At 74.5% G+C, this 17,248-nt stretch carries 14 protein-coding genes; 8 read left to right on the forward strand and 6 right to left on the reverse strand.

Annotated elements, in window-relative coordinates; translation table 11 throughout:
* The first annotated feature begins 8 nt into the window (after nt 1–8).
* The gene (locus AC0GKK_RS24970; protein WP_489882675.1) at nt 9–2,723 is read left to right on the forward strand and encodes a bifunctional acetate--CoA ligase family protein/GNAT family N-acetyltransferase; all 2,715 of its coding nucleotides are present in this window, start codon (nt 9–11) and stop codon (nt 2,721–2,723) included.
* A 166-nt stretch (nt 2,724–2,889) separates the two neighbouring features.
* On the opposite strand, the gene AC0GKK_RS24975 is transcribed toward AC0GKK_RS24970, so the two are convergent.
* Entirely contained in the window at nt 2,890–4,539 is a 1,650-nt protein-coding gene (locus tag AC0GKK_RS24975; protein ID WP_073574184.1) for a fumarate hydratase, read from the reverse strand.
* Nucleotides 4,540–4,650: 111 nt separating this feature from the next.
* On the opposite strand from AC0GKK_RS24975, the gene AC0GKK_RS24980 reads away from it, so the two are divergent.
* The 3 genes from AC0GKK_RS24980 to AC0GKK_RS24990 all read left to right on the forward strand — a co-directional run bounded on the left by AC0GKK_RS24980 (nt 4,651) and on the right by AC0GKK_RS24990 (nt 9,045).
* The gene (locus AC0GKK_RS24980; RefSeq protein ID WP_489882676.1) at nt 4,651–7,026 is read left to right on the forward strand and encodes a xanthine dehydrogenase family protein molybdopterin-binding subunit; all 2,376 of its coding nucleotides are present in this window, start codon (nt 4,651–4,653) and stop codon (nt 7,024–7,026) included.
* Between the two features lie 397 nt (nt 7,027–7,423).
* Nucleotides 7,424–8,263, forward strand: a complete 840-nt coding sequence (locus tag AC0GKK_RS24985) for a fumarylacetoacetate hydrolase family protein (RefSeq protein ID WP_489882677.1) — start codon at nt 7,424–7,426, stop codon at nt 8,261–8,263.
* Nucleotides 8,260–9,045, forward strand: a complete 786-nt coding sequence (locus AC0GKK_RS24990; RefSeq protein WP_489882678.1) for a maleylpyruvate isomerase family mycothiol-dependent enzyme — start codon at nt 8,260–8,262, stop codon at nt 9,043–9,045. Before AC0GKK_RS24985 ends, AC0GKK_RS24990 begins: the two co-directional genes overlap by 4 nt.
* On the opposite strand, the gene AC0GKK_RS24995 is transcribed toward AC0GKK_RS24990, so the two are convergent.
* From AC0GKK_RS24995 to AC0GKK_RS25005, 3 genes are read right to left on the reverse strand one after another with little or no spacing between them, the layout of a single operon-like run.
* On the reverse strand, nt 9,028–9,168 hold the full coding sequence (locus AC0GKK_RS24995; RefSeq protein WP_489882679.1) for a hypothetical protein: 141 nt from the start codon (nt 9,166–9,168) through the stop codon (nt 9,028–9,030). The two genes, AC0GKK_RS24990 and AC0GKK_RS24995, sit on opposite strands and share 18 nt — an antisense overlap.
* A 35-nt stretch (nt 9,169–9,203) precedes the next feature.
* Nucleotides 9,204–9,830 (reverse strand): hypothetical protein, encoded by a 627-nt coding sequence (locus AC0GKK_RS25000; protein WP_489882680.1) that lies wholly within the window; start codon nt 9,828–9,830, stop codon nt 9,204–9,206.
* 4 nt (nt 9,831–9,834) lie between these two features.
* On the reverse strand, nt 9,835–10,002 hold the full coding sequence (locus AC0GKK_RS25005; protein ID WP_179762406.1) for a hypothetical protein: 168 nt from the start codon (nt 10,000–10,002) through the stop codon (nt 9,835–9,837).
* A gap of 182 nt (nt 10,003–10,184) precedes the next feature.
* On the opposite strand from AC0GKK_RS25005, the gene AC0GKK_RS25010 reads away from it, so the two are divergent.
* Nucleotides 10,185–11,339, forward strand: a complete 1,155-nt coding sequence (locus tag AC0GKK_RS25010) for a glutamate-cysteine ligase family protein (protein ID WP_489882681.1) — start codon at nt 10,185–10,187, stop codon at nt 11,337–11,339.
* Nucleotides 11,340–11,397: 58 nt separating this feature from the next.
* Here AC0GKK_RS25010 and panB read toward each other — a convergent pair whose 3' ends face one another.
* Nucleotides 11,398–12,252 carry a 3-methyl-2-oxobutanoate hydroxymethyltransferase gene (gene panB, locus AC0GKK_RS25015; RefSeq protein ID WP_224402110.1) on the reverse strand — a complete coding sequence of 285 codons (855 nt, stop codon included), beginning with the start codon at nt 12,250–12,252 and terminating at the stop codon, nt 11,398–11,400.
* Nucleotides 12,253–12,430: 178 nt separating this feature from the next.
* Here panB and AC0GKK_RS25020 point away from each other — a divergent pair, with 178 nt between their 5' ends.
* The 3 genes from AC0GKK_RS25020 (at nt 12,431) to AC0GKK_RS25030 (ending at nt 15,978) form a co-directional block, all read left to right on the forward strand.
* Nucleotides 12,431–14,059 carry an alpha/beta hydrolase gene (locus AC0GKK_RS25020; RefSeq protein WP_482637848.1) on the forward strand — a complete coding sequence of 543 codons (1,629 nt, stop codon included), beginning with the start codon at nt 12,431–12,433 and terminating at the stop codon, nt 14,057–14,059.
* A 93-nt stretch (nt 14,060–14,152) separates the two neighbouring features.
* Nucleotides 14,153–15,496, forward strand: a complete 1,344-nt coding sequence (gene glnA, locus AC0GKK_RS25025) for a type I glutamate--ammonia ligase (protein ID WP_073574178.1) — start codon at nt 14,153–14,155, stop codon at nt 15,494–15,496.
* The gene (locus AC0GKK_RS25030) at nt 15,493–15,978 is read left to right on the forward strand and encodes a cupin domain-containing protein (protein ID WP_226357711.1); all 486 of its coding nucleotides are present in this window, start codon (nt 15,493–15,495) and stop codon (nt 15,976–15,978) included. Before glnA ends, AC0GKK_RS25030 begins: the two co-directional genes overlap by 4 nt.
* On the opposite strand, the gene AC0GKK_RS25035 is transcribed toward AC0GKK_RS25030, so the two are convergent.
* Nucleotides 15,975–17,189 (reverse strand): FAD-dependent monooxygenase, encoded by a 1,215-nt coding sequence (locus AC0GKK_RS25035; protein WP_489882682.1) that lies wholly within the window; start codon nt 17,187–17,189, stop codon nt 15,975–15,977. The genes AC0GKK_RS25030 and AC0GKK_RS25035 overlap by 4 nt on opposite strands.
* Nucleotides 17,190–17,248: the final 59 nt, after the last annotated feature.

Consider the following 17,248-nt stretch of genomic DNA (forward strand, 5'->3'; position numbering starts at 1 on the left):
GACCGACCATGACCGAGAAGACCGGCGAGACCCCGGCCGACGCCCCCGGGCACCCCTACCCGCGGCACTGGGAGGCCGACGTCGTCGCCTCCGACGGCGGGATCGTGCACCTGCGCCCGATCCTGCCCGGCGACGCCGACGCGCTGCTCGCCTTCCACGCCAAGCTGTCCGACCGCACCCGCTACCTGCGCTACTTCGGCCCGTACCCGCGGATCTCGGCGCGGGACCTGGAGCGGTTCACCGTCGTCGACCACCGGACCCGGGTCGCGTTCCTGGCGCTGCTCGGCGACGAGATCATCGCGGTCGGCCGCTACGAGGGGCTGACCCCCGGCGGCGGGGCGGCCGCCCAGGAGGGAGCGGGCACCGACAAGCCGGTCACCTCCGCGGAGGTCGCGTTCGTCGTCCGCGACGACCACCAGTCCCGCGGCCTCGGCTCGATCCTGCTCGAGCACCTCGCCGCCGCGGCCCGGGAGAACGGGCTGTCCCGGTTCGAGGCCGAGGTGCTGGTGGAGAACCACGCCATGGTGCGGGTGTTCCGCGAGGCCGGCTACGGCGTCACGCGGGCCTTCGCCGAGGGCGTCCTGCACCTCGAGTTCGACATCGACCCCACCGAGAAGTCGATCGCGGTCCGCTACGCGCGCGAGCAGGCCGCCGAGGCCCGCAGCGTCGCGAACCTGCTGCACCCGACCTCGGTGGCGGTGATCGGTGCGTCGGCGGACGAGACCAAGATCGGCCACGCCGTCCTGCTGAATTTGCTGCGCGCCGGGTTCACCGGCCCCGTCTACCCGGTCAACCCCGACGCCCGCTCGGTGCGGGGCGTGCGCGCCTACCCGTCGGTGATCGACATCCCGGACGAGGTGGACCTCGCGGTCGTCGCCGTCCCGGCCGCGAACATCGACGAGGTCATGGACTCCTGCCTGGCCAAGGGCGTGAAGGTGCTGGTCGTGATCAGCTCCGGCTTCGCCGACGGCGGCACCGTCGCCGAGCGCAGGCTGGTCGCCGAGGCGCGGGCGCACGGGATGCGGGTGGTCGGGCCGAACGCACTCGGCGTCGCCAACCCCGACCCGTCGGTGCGGCTCAACGCGACCCTCGCCCCGCGGATGCCCGGGTACGGGCGCACCGGGTTCTTCTGCCAGTCCGGCGCGCTCGGCAGCGCCATCCTCGCCAACGCCCGCACCCGCGGGCTCGGCCTGTCGTCGTTCGTGTCGGCGGGCAACCGCGCCGACGTGTCCGGCAACGACCTGATGCAGTACTGGCAGACCGACCCGAGCACCGAGCAGGTGCTGCTCTACCTGGAGACCTTCGGCAACCCGCGCAAGTTCGCCCGGGTCGCCCGCAGGCTGGCCCGCACCAAGCCGGTGATCGCGGTGAAGTCCGGCCGGCACACCGGGACGCTGCCGTCGCTGGCCTCGGTCGGGGCGCCGATCGACGAGTCCAGCGTGCAGGCGCTGTTCGAGCAGTCCGGGGTCATCCGGGTGCAGACACTGCCGCAGATGTTCGACACCGCCCTGCTCATCGCCCACCAGCCGCTGCCGAAGGGCCGCCGGGTCGCGGTCGTCGGCAACTCCACCGCGGTGAACCTGCTGGTCCTCGACGGGCTGCTCGACGAGGGCCTGGAGCTGGCGGGGGACCCGGTCGACGTCGGCACCCAGGCCTCCCCGGAGGCGTTCGCCGGCGCGGTCCACGCGACGCTCGACGGCGACGCCCGCCCGGACGCGCTCATCGCGGTGTTCGTCCCGCCGGTCGCGGTGGCCGGCCGGGACCACGCGCACGCCCTGCGCGACGCCGCGGGCGGCGCCGGCGTCCCGGTCATCGCGGTGTTCCTCGCCGCCGAGGGCATCCCGGCGGAGCTGTCGGTCGCCGGCGCCGACGGCACGCCCGGCCGCGGGTCGGTGCCGAGCTTCGCCAGCCCCGAGCGGGCCACGTCGGCGCTGGGCCGGGTCAGCCGCTACGCGCAGTGGCGTGACACCCCGGTCGGGGAGTTCGTCGTGCCCGAGGGCATCGACGCCGCCCGCGCGCGGGAGCTCGTGGCGTCGTTCGGGCCGGACACCCGGCACGCCCTCACCGACGACGAGGCCGTCGACCTGCTCGCCTGCTACGGCCTGGAGGTGATCACCTTCCGCCGGGCCAAGGGCGCCGACGACGCCGTCGCCGCCGCCGAGCAGCTCGGCTACCCGGTGGTCATCAAGGCGACCGCGGACCAGTGGCGGCACCGCGGCGACTTCGTCGGGGTGCGCCTGGACCTGGTCTCGGAGGAGGCCCTGCGCGTCGCGCACGCGGAGCTGTCGCGGGTGACCGGGTCCGACGAGGTCTACGTGCAGCGGATGGCCCCGAAGGGCACGTCGTGCACGGTGGAGGTCGTCGACGACCCGTCGTTCGGGTCGCTGGTCGCGTTCGGGCTGTCCGGGATGGCGACCGAGCTGCTCGACGACCGCGCCTACCGGGTCCTGCCGGTGTCGACCGAGGACGCGGCCCGGCTGGTGCGGGCCCCGCGGGCGGCGCCGCTGCTCACCGGCTACCGCGGCACGGACCCGGTCGACCTCGCCGCGCTGGAGGACGTCGTGCTGCGGATCGGGCGGCTCGTCGAGGACCTGCCGCAGGTCCGCTCGCTCGCCCTCGACCCGGTGCTGGCCTCGCCGCAGGGCGCGTTCGTGGCCGGGGCCCGGGTGACGATCGGCCCGGTTCCCGACCGCCGCGACGCGGGCCCCCGCCGCCTGCGCTGACCCGCCCGCCCACCCCCGGGAGCCCCCGGTGCCGTCGCCGGGCACCCGCCGGGTGGCCCCCAGGGGAACCTTCGTGGCTTAGAGCGCTACGAGGGTTCCCCTGGGTGCACGGCGCGCCGTGCACGGGGGCCGCGGGCACACCCCCGGGGGGCGGGCGTCGCAGCGGTCAGGTGCGGAAGGTGACCTGCAGGGTCGGGGCGCTGGTGTCGGCGAAGAAGTCGTTGCCCTTGTCGTCCATCACGACGAACGCCGGGAAGTCCTCGACCTCGATCTTCCAGACCGCCTCCATGCCGAGCTCGGGGTACTCGAGCACGTCGACCTTGCGGATGCAGTCCTGGGCCAGGCGGGCGGCCGGGCCGCCGATGGAGCCCAGGTAGAAGCCGCCGTTCGCGGCGCAGGAGTCCACGACCTGCTTCGACCGGTTCCCCTTCGCCAGCATCACGAGGGACCCGCCGGCCTCCTGGAACTGCTGGACGTAGGAGTCCATCCGGCCGGCCGTCGTCGGACCGAAGGAGCCCGAGGCGTAGCCCTCGGGGGTCTTGGCCGGTCCGGCGTAGTAGACGGCGTGGTCCTTGAGGTACTGCGGCATCGGCTCGCCGGCGTCGAGCCGCTCGGCGATCTTGGCGTGCGCGATGTCGCGGGCGACGACCAGCGGCCCGGTCAGCGACAGCCGGGTCTTCACCGGCAGCTGCGACAGCTGCGCGCGGATCTCGTCCATCGGCCGGTTCAGGTCGACCCGCACGACCTCGTCGGACAGATCGGCGTCGGTGGCCTCGGGCAGGTACTGGGCCGGGTCGCGCTCCAGCTGCTCCAGGTAGACCCCGGACGGGGTGATCTTCGCCTTGGCCTGGCGGTCCGCCGAGCAGGACACCGCGACGCCGACCGGCAGCGAGGCGCCGTGCCGGGGCAGCCGGATGACGCGCACGTCGTGGCAGAAGTACTTGCCGCCGAACTGGGCGCCGATCCCGAAGTTGCGGGTCAGCTCCAGGACCTGCTGCTCCAGGTCGGTGTCGCGGATGGCGTGCCCGAGCGGCGAGCCCTCGGTCGGCAGGTTGTCCAGGTAGCGGGCCGAGGCCAGCTTGGCGACCTTCAGGTTGAACTCCGCCGACATGCCGCCGACGACGATCGCCAGGTGGTACGGCGGGCAGGCCGCGGTACCGAGGCTACGCAGCTTCTCGTCCAGGAACGCCGCGAGCCGCTTCGGGTTCAGCAGCGCCTTGGTCTCCTGGTAGAGGAAGGTCTTGTTGGCCGAGCCGCCGCCCTTGGCCATGACCAGGAACTCGTAGTACGGGTCCCGGCCCGGCTTGGCGTACAGCTCGACCTGCGCGGGCAGGTTGGTGCCGGTGTTCTTCTCGTCCCAGAAGCTGATCGGCGCCATCTGGCTGTAGCGCAGGTTCAGCTCCTGGTAGGCCTCGAAGACCCCGCGCGACACCGCGGCCTCGTCGTCGCCGCCGGTCAGCACGGTCTCGGTCTTCTTGCCGACGACGATCGCGGTGCCGGTGTCCTGGCACATCGGCAGCACCCCGCCCGCGGACACGCAGGCGTTGCGCAGCAGGTCGGTGGCGACGAACCGGTCGTTGCCGGAGGCCTCGGGGTCGTCGATGATGGCGCGCAGCTGCTTCAGGTGCGAGGGTCGCAGCAGGTGCTGGATGTCGGTGACGGCCGCGCGGACCAGTCCGGTGATCGTCTCCGGAGGGACCTCGAGGAAGGTGCGGCCCGCGGCCTCGGTCACGGTTCCCGCGGGCAGGTCGAGCTCGCGGTACTCGGTGTCGTCCGGGCCGAGCGGGAGCACGTCGGTGTGGTGGAACTCGGGCATGGCGGGGACGCTACCGGCCGTTGCCGGGCAGGCACCGCAGGTGGAGACGCAGGCGACGTGTGACCGGCGCTAAGCGGACGAGCCTCCGGTTACTGCTGTAGTGTGGGCCACATGCCTGGCTCGATCCTGGGAACCTCCGTCCGCCGCGTCGAGGACGCCGACCTGATCACCGGTGCGAGCACCTTCGTCGGCAACCTGGTCCACGGTGCCGACGCACCGGCGGGCCTGGCCCACGTGGCGTTCGTCCGCTCGCCGGTGGCGCACGCGCTGCTCACCGGCATCGACACCACCGAGGCCGCGGCCGCGCCCGGCGTCCTCGCCGTGTACACCGCGGCCGACCTCGACCTGCCCGCCCACCACGGCCTGATGGTCCTCAACCCGGCGCTGCCGCGCCCGCCGCTGGCGACCGACCGGGTGCGGTTCGTCGGCGAGGCGGTGGCGCTGGTCGTCGCCGAGAGCCGCGCCGCCGCCGTCGACGCCACCGAGCTCGTCGAGGTCGGCTACGACCCGCTGCCCGCGGTCACCGACATCGAGGCCGCGCTCGCCGACGACGCCCCGCTGCAGTTCCCCGACCAGGGCAGCAACCTGGCCGCGGGCGAGCGGGGGACCGGCGACCCGCTCGACGGCGCCGAGGTCGTCGTCCGCGCGCGGATGGTGAACCAGCGCGTCGCGGCCGTCCCGATGGAGGGCAACGCGATCGTCGCCGACCCCACCACCACCGACTTCCCGCTCACCGTGCACGTCTCCACCCAGATGCCGCACGGCTTCCGCACCCAGCTCGCCGGACTGACCGGTCTGGAGGCCGACCAGGTCCGGGTGATCGCCCCGCACGTCGGCGGCGGGTTCGGCGCGAAGGCCGGTGTGCTCGCCGAGCACACCGCCACCGTCGCCGCCGCCCGGGCGCTGGGGCGGCCGCTGGCCTGGGTCGAGACCCGCTCGGAGAACCTCGTCTCGATGCCGCACGGCCGCGGCCAGGTCGGCTACTACGAGCTCGGCCTCACCCGCGACGGCCGGATGACCGGCCTGCGCGTGCGGGTCGTCGGGGACGCCGGGGCCTACGCCGGCTTCGGCGGCGCGCTCCCGCTGCGCACCACCTACCTCATGGCGACCGGCGTCTACGACATCACGGACCTGCGCTACGACGCCGTCTCCGCGCTGACCAACACCACCCCGATGGGCGCCTTCCGCGGCGCGGGACGCCCCGAGGCCGCCGCCCACCTGGAGCGCCTGGTCGACGTCGCCGCCGCCGAGCTGGGCATCGACCCGGTCGAGCTGCGCCGGCGCAACCTGCTCGCGCCCGACGTCTTCCCGTACACCACCCCGACCGGTGCCCGCTACGACGTCGGCGACTACGACCTGCCGCTGCGCGAGGCCCTGCGCATCGCCGGCTACGACGAGCTGCGCGCCGAGCAGGCCCGCCGCCGCGAGGCGGGCGACCCGGTGCGCCTGGGCATCGGCATCGCGGTCTACGTCGAGGTCACCGCCGGGGGCGGGGGCGGCGAGTACGGCTCGGTGACCGTGCACGACGACGGCTCGGCGACGGTGTCGGCCGGCACCTCGGCGCACGGTCAGGGGCACGCGACGTCGTTCGCGATGCTGGTGTCGGACCGGCTCGGCATCCCGATGGACCGGATCCGCTACGTCCAGTCCGACACCGCGCTCGTCCCGCGCGGCGCCGGGACCGGCGGCTCGCGGTCGCTGCAGCTCGGCGGGACCGCGGTGTCCGAGGCCGCGCACGAGCTGTACGAGCGGGCCCGCAAGCTCGCCGCGCACCTGCTGGAGGCCGCCGCGGAGGACGTCGAGATCACCGACGAGGGCATCTTCGGCGTCGCCGGTGTGCCCGGCGGCCCGACCGCGACCTGGAGCGACGTGCACCGCCAGGCCGCCGCCACGGGGGAGGAGCTGCACGTCGGGCTCGACTCCGCGCAGGACGGGGCGACCTTCCCGTTCGGGGCGCACCTGTCGGTGGTCGAGGTCGACACCGACACCGGCCGGGTCACCCCGCGCCGGCACGTCGCCGTCGACGACTGCGGGCGGATCCTGAACCCGCTGCTCGTCGAGGGCCAGCAGCACGGCGGGCTCGCCCAGGGCGTCGCCCAGGCGCTGCACGAGGAGGTCCTGTTCGACGACGAGGGCCAGCCGCTGACCTCCAGCCTCGCCGCGTACACGATCCCGACCGCGGCCGACCTGTTCTCCTTCGAGACCGCGACGACCGAGACCCCGACCCCGCTGAACTCGCTGGGGGCCAAGGGGATCGGCGAGTCCGCGACGATCGGGTCGACCCCGGCGGTGCAGAACGCCGTGGTCGACGCACTGTCGGACCTGGGTGTGCGGCACATCGACCTGCCCTGCACCCCCGAGCGGGTGTGGCGGGCGGTCGCCGCGGCCCGCGCCGGGGCGCCGGAGCAGGCGTGGCGGGAGCCGCCCGCGGTCTTCGACGACCTGCCCGTGCGCGGCGGTGGCGCCGAGGACGATGCCGCGATCTGACCCGGGTGCCGGCCCGGGTCGGTCACCGCCGGGCCGTGGGAGTGCCGTGGCGGATCCACACCCGCTGTCCGGCATCCACACCTGCTGCAACGGGTGTGGTCACCGGACAGCGGGTGTGGCTGCGGACCGCTACGAGGCCGGGTCGGCGAGGGCGGGCGGTCACCTGCGGGCGGGACGGGTGGCGCCGCACCGGCGGGGCGGATGCCCGGACGGGGCCGCCCCGTCGCCGTGGTGGCGGAACGCGTGTCGCGGTCCGTCGACGGTGTCAGCCGTACGGGTGAGTTCGGCCCGTCCACCGGCCGGGACGCGCGGTAACCCACCCCCTGACTGTCCCGCGGGCCCCCGGTGGCGCAGACTCTCCGCCGGACGGCAACCGATACCGGGAGGCACCCGCACGATGAGGCTCGCGACGATCCGGACCGCGACCGGGCACCGGGCGGTGCGCGTCGACGGCGACACCGCCCTCGAGACGGGGGAGGCCGACGTGCGGGCGCTGCTGGAGCGCCCCGACTGGGCCGAGCACGCCGCGGGCGCGGCGGGCCCGGTCCACGAGACCGCCGGCCTGGACTACGCGCCGCTGGTGCCGTCGCCCGAGAAGATCATCTGCATCGGGCTGAACTACCGCGACCACGTGCTCGAGATGGGCAACGAGCTGCCCGAGTACCCCACGGTCTTCGGCAAGTTCGCGCCCGCCCTGGTCGGCGCCCACGACGAGATCGAGCTGCCCGAGCAGTCCGACCGGGTGGACTACGAGGCCGAGCTGACCATCGTCATCGGGCGTTCGGTCCGGCGCGCCGACCGCGAGGCGGCGACGGCCGCCATCGCCGGGTACACCGTGCTCAACGACGTGTCGATGCGCGACTACCAGCGGCGCACCAAGCAGTTCCTGCAGGGCAAGACCTGGGAGCACTCGACGCCGCTCGGGCCGGTGCTGGTCACCCCCGACGAGCTGCCCGCCGACCCGGCCGCCGGTGGCGCGCTGCGGATCTCCTCGGAGCTGTCCGGGGAGACCATGCAGGACTCCACGACCGACCAGCTCGTGTTCGGCGCGGTGGACCTGGTCGTCTACCTGTCGGAGATCCTCACGCTCAACCCGGGCGACGTCATCGCCACCGGCACCCCCGGCGGCGTCGGCGACGCGCGCACGCCCCCGCGCTACCTCACCGACGGCGCCGAGATCGTCACCGCCGTGGAGGGGATCGGCGAGTGCCGCAACGTGTGCCGGGCGGTGCGGTGACCCCCGCGCGCACCCCCGGCGACGGCCGCGCCCTCGTCCCGCCACCGGTGGGCGAGGCGCTGGCCTGGGCCGGCGACGGCCAGGCCCACCTGCGCGGGCTGATGACCCGGATGGCGGGCGAGGCGTTCCGCGCCCCGTCGGCGCTGCCGGGCTGGACCCGCGCGCACGTGCTCACCCACCTGGCCCGCAACGCCGACGCCATGGTGAACCTGCTGACCTGGGCGCGGACCGGCGTCGAGACCCCGGCCTACCCCGATCCCGCGTCCCGCGACGCCGACATCGAGGCCGGCGCCGGGCGCAGCTCCGACGAGATCCGCGCCGACGTCGTCGCCGCCTCCGACCGGCTCGCCGACGCGGTCCGGGCGATGCCCGAGAAGGCCTGGTCGGCGACCGTGCGCAACCCGCAGGGCGTCGAGATGCCGGTGACGGCGGTGCCCTGGAACCGGGCCCGCGAGGTGTGGATCCACGCCGTCGACCTCGACGTCGGCGCCTCGTTCAAGGACCTGCCGATCCCGATGCGGGAGGTGCTGGTCGCCGACGTGGTCGCGCGGCTGGAGCGCAAGCCCGGCTGCCCGCACGTGCGCCTGGAGGAGGTCCGCACCGGCGCGACGCTGGAGTTCGGGCCGGGGCCCGCCGGGCCGGACGGCGCCGAGCCGCGCGACCTCGGCACGGTCCGCGGCAAGGCGCACGACATCATCGCCTGGCTGCTCGGCCGCCCGTTCGACAAGGGCCTGCGCGACGCCGACGGGAAGCTCCCGCCGCCGCTACCGGTCTGGCTCTGACCCCGGCTCCGCCGCGGGCCGGTCGCGGCCCTCGAGCGTGTCCAGGCGTGCGGTGGCCCGGCCGAGCTGGCGGGCCATCTCGTCGAGCCGGGCCTGCAGCAGCGCCATCTCCGCGGTGAGCACGGCGACCGCGCCCGCCGCGGCGACCGGGTCGCCGATCAGCCCGTCGGCCGCCTCGGTGCCGTGCGGGTCGGGGTGCTCGGCGAACCCGCCGCGTCGCCGGGCGTGGTCAGCGGGCCCGTCGCGACGTCGTCGGGCAGCAGGGTGAGCTCGGCCAGCTCGGCGAAGCGCTGCGCCGACAGCACCGGACGCGCCCCGGCGCACCGCAGGCACACCGGTTCCAGCCGGCGCCAGCCGTGCTGCCCGGAGCCGGTGTCGGCGAGCACCGCGACCCGCGCCCCGCAGCGGCAGGGCCGCATCCGGATCGTGCGCACCCGCTGCCGGGCGTAGCGCAGGCCCAGCTCGTAGCGACGGAACCGGCCGGAGACGGCCACCTCGAGCAGGATCGCGCCCTGGTGCTCGGGCGCGCACGCCAGCTCGCGGGCGTCGTCGGCGGTGTGGAAGCAGTAGAACCCGCAGTCGCACCACCGCGACGGGCAGGCGTGCCGGCAACCGTGCGCGCACACCGCGTCGTCGACGGTGCGGTAGACGTGCGCCCGCCCGAGCGTCACACCGCTGAAGCCCGCCGTCGTGCCGTCCGCGGACAGCATCGGGAACGCCAGCTTGTGGCCCTCCAGCGGGCCGGTCGGGTACTCCAGCGGGGTCCGGCGGAACAGCCCGCGCACCCGGTCAGTCCTCGCGGGACCCCGAGTGCGCCGGCTGCGGGGCGGCCGGCGTCCACTCGGTGAACTCGGGCTCGACGGTGCGCGCCGGGCGCGGGCGCTCCTGGGCGTCGGCCACCCGGTCGGCCTCGTGGTCCACGGCGAATCCCTCGGAGATCTTGCGGCCCAGCCTCATGACGCCTCCCGTGTGCTCCGGGTCCCGGCCACCTGGTGGAGTGGCCGCCGTCACCAGGCTGACCGTTCGTCGCGGGGTTGTCCAGGGCGGAACGGGTGAGGAAGGTGCGGGGACGGATCACAGCCGGCGCCGGGCCCGGCCTCGGTAACGTCCTGTGCCCGGACGGGGACCGGGGGTGGTCGATGCGGGGCGAGGCGCGCTACGGGCTCGAGCACGAGCTCGCGCTGCTGCGGGACGACGGGACGGTGGCCGACCACCGGTCGCTGACCCACGCGCAGGTCGCGGCGGTCGTCGACGAGCTGCCGGAGCTGCCCGGGGACCAGACCGACCTGCGGATCGGCGACGCCGGCATCCGCCGCAAGCGCTGGTACGCCGAGGGCTACGAGCGCCTCGACGAGAACGGCGGGCTGCTCCGGTTCGACCCCAAGGGCATCGAGATCCGGACCCGCGTGCACGACTCGGTCGAGGCCGCCGCCGACGCGCTGGCCGCCGACGCGGTCACCCTGGCCGCGGTGGCCGCCCGGCACGGACTGCGCCCCGTCGCGTTCGCCCACCACCCGCAGCTGTCGGCCTACCGGCTGGACCCCCCGCCGAACGCCCACGAGCGGGCGCTGATGGCGGCCTCGCCCGAGGAGCGGACCTCGCACCTGCACATGGTGACCTGGGGGCCGGACCTGAACCTGTCTTTCCCCGAGTCGGGCACCGACCCCGCCGTGCTGGCCGACGCGGCGGCGAAGCTGACCTTCTACAGCCCCTACCTGGTGCCGTGGTCGTTCTCCTCGCCGTTCCGCGACGGCCGGGTCTGGGGCGGGCTGTCGGCGCGCACCGCGCGTCGCACCGGGGCGCGCCCGGCGGCGCTGGCCTACCTGCCGCCCGACGCCCCGCTGCTGGTGACCGACCCCACCCTGGTGCGGCACGCGGGATCCCCGGGAGGTGGGGCGGATCGAGTTCAAGGCGTTCGACGCCGTCCCGGCGGTCGCGGGGGAGGAGCCCGCCGACGGTGTGGGCACCGACCTGCCCGCGGCGCTGCTGAGCCTGCTGACCGGCCTGCTGCGCGACGACACGCTGCCCGGCCGGCGTCGGACCCCGGACGCGACGGCGCACCGCCGCTCGGCGCTGCGGGGCTGGGCCGACCCGGCGGTGCGGGCGGGGTCGCAGGCCGTCCTCGACGCCGCGACCGCCGCGCTGGCCGGCGACGACGCCCACGGCGCGCGGCTGGCGTCGCTGGCCCGGCGGCTGGCGCGCCGCGAGACCCCGCGGACCGGATGCTGGCCCGCCACCGCGCGGGCGGCGGCATCCCGGGGCTGGGGCACCCGGCGACGCACGGCGCAGGCTGAACCGGTCCCGCCCGGCCGGCCGGGGCCCCGGCGACGCGCGCCGGGGCCCCGGTCGGGCTCAGCGGTAGCTGTGCTCCTCGGCGGGGTACTCGCCGTGCGCCACGTCGGCGGCGAACGCGGCCGCCGCGTCGTGCAGGGCCGAGCCGAGCTCCGCGTACTTCTTGACGAAGCGCGGCACCTTCCCGCGGTTCATCCCGGCCATGTCGGACCAGACGAGGACCTGGGCGTCGCAGTCGGGCCCGGCGCCGATGCCGACGGTCGGGATGCGCAGCTCCCCGGTCACCCGCTTGGCGACGTCGGCGGGCACCATCTCCAGCACGACGGCGAACGCGCCCGCCTCCTGCACGGCCAGCGCGTCCTCGACGAGCCGGTCGGCGGCGTCGCCGCGGCCCTGGATGCGGAACCCGCCCAGCGCGTGCTCGCTCTGCGGGGTGAACCCGAGGTGGCCCATCACCGGCACGCCGGACGCGGTGAGCGCCTCGACCTGCGGCGCGAAGCGCGCACCGCCCTCGAGCTTGACCGCGTGCGCCCCACCCTCCTTCATGAACCGGAACGCCGTCTCCTGCGCCTGCGCGGGGGAGATCTGGTAGCTGCCGAACGGCAGGTCGGCGACGACGAGCGCGCTGCGGGCGCCGCGCACCACGGCGCGGGTCAGCGGGACCAGGTCGTCGACCGTGACCGGGATGGTGTTGTCGTGGCCGAACACGTTGTTGCCCGCGGAGTCGCCGACGAGCAGCACCGGGATGCCGGCGTCGTCGAAGATCTCGGCGGAGTAGACGTCGTAGGCGGTCAGCATGGGCCAGCGCCGGCCCTCCTGCTTCCACTGCAGCAGGTGGTGGACGCGGGTCCGCTTCGGCGGGGTCGCGGGCGCCCGGTACGGGGCCGCCACCTCTCCGCTCTCCTGTGTGCTCACCGGTGAGCTCCTTCCGTGCCTCGAGGCCCACGCTGGTCGTGGGTCCCCGGGTTCGCCGTCGATGGCGGACGCCAGGGTGGCAGCGCACGGGCCCCGACCGCCCCGTGGTGTGGGCACCCTCACCCGGGCCGTGACCCGCGACCGGTCACCGTCGGGGGTCGGTGGCATGCTCACGGTCATGCTCCCTCGGCTGTTGCGACGACGTGCCCACCGACGAGAGACACCGGCCCCGGCCCGCCGGCGGGCGCGTCCGGCCGCGCTCGCCGTGCTCGGTGCGGCGACCCTCGTCCTGGTCGGCGCGTGCGCCGACGCGGGCACCGGCGACCAGCCGCAGGCCGCGCAGAACCCGCCGGAGCTGGCGCAGTTCTACGACCAGCAGCTGCAGTGGGGCCCCTGCGCGGACTACGCCCCCACCGCGGACGACGCGCAGACCTACGCCGACCCGCAGTTCGACTGCACCCGGGTGACCGTCCCGCAGGACTACGCCCGGCCCGGCGACGGGAAGACGATGCAGATCGCGCTGCTGCGCAAGAAGGCGACCGGAGCGAAGATCGGCTCGCTGTTCGCCGACCCGGGCGGCCCCGGTGCCTCGGGCACCTCGTTCGTCGCGCGCCAGGCCGCCACCTGGGCCACCAACGGTCTGGGGGACCGGTTCGACCTGGTCGGGTTCGACCCCCGTGGCACCGGTGCGAGTCTGCCGAAGATCCAGTGCCTCACCGACGCGGAGAACGACGAGGAGCGCACCAAGGTCTTCGCCGACCCCTCGCCCGCCGGGGTCGCCGCCGCCGAGGCCGACAGCCGTCAGTTCGCCGAGCGCTGCACCCAGCGCACCGGGGCCGACGTGCTGGCGAACGTCGGCACCCGTGACGTCGCGAAGGACATGGACGTCATGCGGGCCGCCGTCGGCGACCAGAAGATGACCTACGCCGGCTTCTCCTACGGCACCGAGCTCGGCACCGCCTACGCCGAGGCGTTCCCGCAGAACGTCCGCGCGCTGCTGCTCGACGGCGCGATCGACCCGACGCAGTCGACCATCGACTCCACGGTCAAGCAGAACGCCGGGTTCCAGCTCGCGTTCGACAACTTCGCCGAGGACTGTACCAGCCGCCCCGGCTGCCCGCTGGGCACCGACCCGGCGAAGGCGACCCAGGCGTTCCAGACGGTGATGCGGCCACTGATCGACACGCCCGCGAAGGTCGGCGACGGGCGCGTCCTGAGCTTCTCCGACGCCCAGACCGGCGTCAGCCAGGCGCTCTACGTCTCCCAGCTGTGGCCCGCGCTGCAGCAGGGGATCTCGCAGGTCGCGAACGGCAACGGCGACCTGCTGATGCGTCTGGCCGACCTCTACTACGAGCGCGACGACCAGGGCCGCTACTCGAACATGCTGCAGGCCTTCCAGTCGATCAGCTGTGTGAACCAGCCGGCGCTGAAGGAGCCGTCGGAGGCCCTGGAGCTGGCGACGCGGGCCGACGAGGCCGCCCCGTTCCGCTCCACCGGCCGCGGCCCGGTCGGTGCCCGCGACGCGTGCGCGTTCTGGCCGGTCCCGCCCACCAGCGAGCCGCACACGCCGAAGGTCGACGGACTCCCGCCGGTCGTCGTGGTGTCGGTCACCGGTGACCCGGCCACGCCGTACCAGGCCGGGGTCGACCTGGCCCAGCAGCTGAACGGCAGCCTGATCACGGTCAACGGCAACCAGCACACCGCGTCACTGCAGGGTGACGCGTGCACCGACAAGCTCGCGATCGACTATCTGGTGAACCTCACGCTCCCGCCGCAGGGCGCGGAGTGCACGCTCGCGCCCAGCTGAGGGCCGTCGTCGGGGGTGTGCGGGCGACCACGACCGGGTCGCCCGCACACCCCGGTAACTTCCGCGTAACACGGGGTTCCTAGGCTCCGCCGCATGGACCGCCAGCAGGAGTTCGTGCTCCGCACGCTCGAGGAACGCGATATCCGTTTCGTCCGTCTCTGGTTCACGGACGTGCTCGGATACCTCAAGTCGGTGGCGGTGGCCCCGGCCGAGCTGGAGGGCGCCTTCGCCGAGGGCATCGGCTTCGACGGCTCGGCCATCGAGGGCTTCGCCCGCGTCTACGAGTCCGACATGGTCGCCAAGCCCGACCCGTCGACGTTCCAGGTGCTGCCCTGGGAGACCGCCTCGGGCGAGCACTACTCGGCGCGGATGTTCTGCGACATCGCCATGCCCGACGGGTCGCCGTCCTGGGCCGACCCGCGGCACGTGCTGACCCGCGCGCTGAACAAGGCGGGCGAGGCCGGGTTCACCTGCTACGTGCACCCGGAGATCGAGTTCTACCTGCTGCGCGACCTGCCCGGCGACGGCACCCGGCCCGTCCCGGCGGACTCCGGCGGCTACTTCGACCAGGCCAGCCACGACGTCGCCCCGCACTTCCGGCGCAACACCATCGAGACGCTGGAGTCGATGGGCATCTCGGTGGAGTTCTCCCACCACGAGGGCGGCCCCGGCCAGCAGGAGATCGACCTGCGCTACGCCGACGCCCTGACCATGGCCGACAACCTCATGACGTTCCGCTACGTCGTGAAGGAGGTCGCGCTCACCCAGGGCGTGCGGGCCTCGTTCATGCCCAAGCCGTTCTCCGAGCACCCCGGCTCGGCCATGCACACGCACTTCTCGCTGTTCGAGGGCGACCACAACGCCTTCCACGACCCGGACGATCCCTACGAGCTGTCCGCGACCGGCAAGGCGTTCGTCGCCGGCGTGCTCAAGCACGCCCGGGAGATCACCGCGGTCACCAACCAGTGGGTCAACTCCTACAAGCGCCTCATCACCGGCGGCGAGGCCCCGACCGCGGTGTCCTGGGGCCACGCGAACCGCTCCGCGCTGGTCCGGGTCCCGATGTACTCGCCGGGCAAGTCGTCCTCGCGCCGGGTGGAGGTCCGGACGCTGGACTCCGCGTGCAACCCCTACCTCGCCTACGCGGTCATCCTGGGCGCCGGCCTCACCGGCATCCAGAAGGGCTACGAGCTGCCCCCGCCCACCGAGGACGACGTGTGGGCCCTGACCGACACCGAGCGCCGGGCGCTGGGCTACGAGCTGCTCCCGCAGAACCTCACCGAGGCCCTCGACGTCATGGAGAAGAGTGAGCTCGTCGCCGAGTACCTCGGCGAGCACGTGTTCGACTTCTTCCTGCGGAACAAGCGGGCCGAGTGGGACGCCTACCGCCGGAACGTGACGCCGCACGAGCTCGCGACGTATCTTCCCGTGCTGTGACCGACTTCTCGGACGAGATCATCCTGGGCCCGCTGCCCAAGGGCATCACGCGGGCCGGTGAGGGCCAGTACAAGCGGGTGTGGAACGTGCTGGGCCACACCTACTGGGCGAAGGCCGTCAGCGAGACCAGCTTCGCCTTCGAGACCCTCGACCCGCCCGGCACGGGCGTCCCGCCGCACGTGCACCCGACCCAGGACGAGCACATCCACGTCCTCGACGGCGTGTTCACGCTCTACCTGGACGGGCAGTGGGAGAAGGCCGGGCCGGGCGACACCGTCCTCATGCCCAAGGGCCTGCCGCACGCCTACTACAACAAGGAGCAGGGCAACGCCCGCGCGCTGTTCTGGGTCAGCCCGGCCGGCCGGCTGGCGTCGCTGTTCGACCGGCTGCACGACCTGACCGACCCGGCCGAGGTCGTGCGGCAGTCGGCGCTGCACGACGTCGACTTCCTGCCGCCGGGCAGCGTCCCCGGCGCCGACTAGCGGGTGTTGCCCGACGCCCGGTGGTAGCCGGCGAAGATCTCCTCGAGCTCCCCGCCGGTGATCACCGCGTCGAGGTCGTCGAAGCCGTCGGGTGCGCGGCGCTCGACCTCGTCGATGACCCGTTCCGGGCCACCCACGCGGTTGCGGAGCACGACGTCGGCGGTCATCGGCAGCCGTTCGGCCTCGTACGCGGCCAGCGCCGCCGCCGGGTCGCCGCCCGCGGCCAGGTGCCGGGCGAGCGACTCGGCGTCGAGGATCGCCTGCCCGGCGCCGTTGGAGCCCATCGGGACCATCGGGTGCGCGGCGTCGCCGAGCAGGGTGACCCGCCCGTGCGACCAGCGCGGCAGCGGGTCCCGGTCGCACATCGGGAACTCGAAGATCTCCGGTGTCGCGGCGACCAGCGCGAGGTGGTCGACGTCGTCGAGGTGGAAGCGGCGGGCGTGGGCGAGGGTCTCGTCGCGGTCGGCGGGCCGTGACCAGTCCTGGCGCTGCGGGGCGGGGTCGCCGTCGGCGCCGGTCGCGATGCACACCGCCCAGTTCGTGAGGACCGTGCCCGGCGCGCTGCCGGCGCCGACCGGGTAGACCACCAGCTTGGCCGCGTTCCCGCCCGCGACGACCATCGAGCGGCCCCCGCGGAACGCCGGCCAGTCCGTCGCACCGCGCCACATCGACACCCCGTTCCAGCGCGGCGGTCCCTCGCCCGGGAACAGGCCCGCCCGCACCGCGGAGTGGATGCCGTCCGCGCCGACCAGCACGTCGCCGGTCGCCTCCGGCAGGGCGTCGTCGGCGAAGCGGACCCGGACACCCCCGTCGGAGTGCTCGACGCCGGCGACCCGGTGCCGGGTGCGGATCGCGTCGGACCCCAGCCGAGCGCGCACGGCGTCGGTGAGCATCCGGTGCACCCGGCCGCGGTGCCCGGCGACCTGCGGGAACGCGAAGCCGGCCGCCACCCCGCAGGGTCTGCGCAGGATCGGCTGCCCGAGCCGGTGGGCGTAGGTGAGGTCGGTGGTCGCGATGCCGACGTCGGCCAGCTCCGCGGACAGGCCGAGCCCGTCGAGCACCCGCACGGCGTGCGGCAGCAGGTTGAACCCGACACCGAACTCGCCCGCGCCGGACCCCTGCTCCAGGACCGTGGACCCGATCCCGGCCCGCTCCAGGGCCAGGGCCGTGGTCAGTCCTCCGACACCCCCACCGACGATCACGACGTGCATGCCCCCGAGCCTGACCGCTGGACGCCCCTGAGGGAAGGGCGGCCCGCGATGGGGCAGGA

Source organism: Pseudonocardia sp. P-1 (assembly GCF_058111925.1).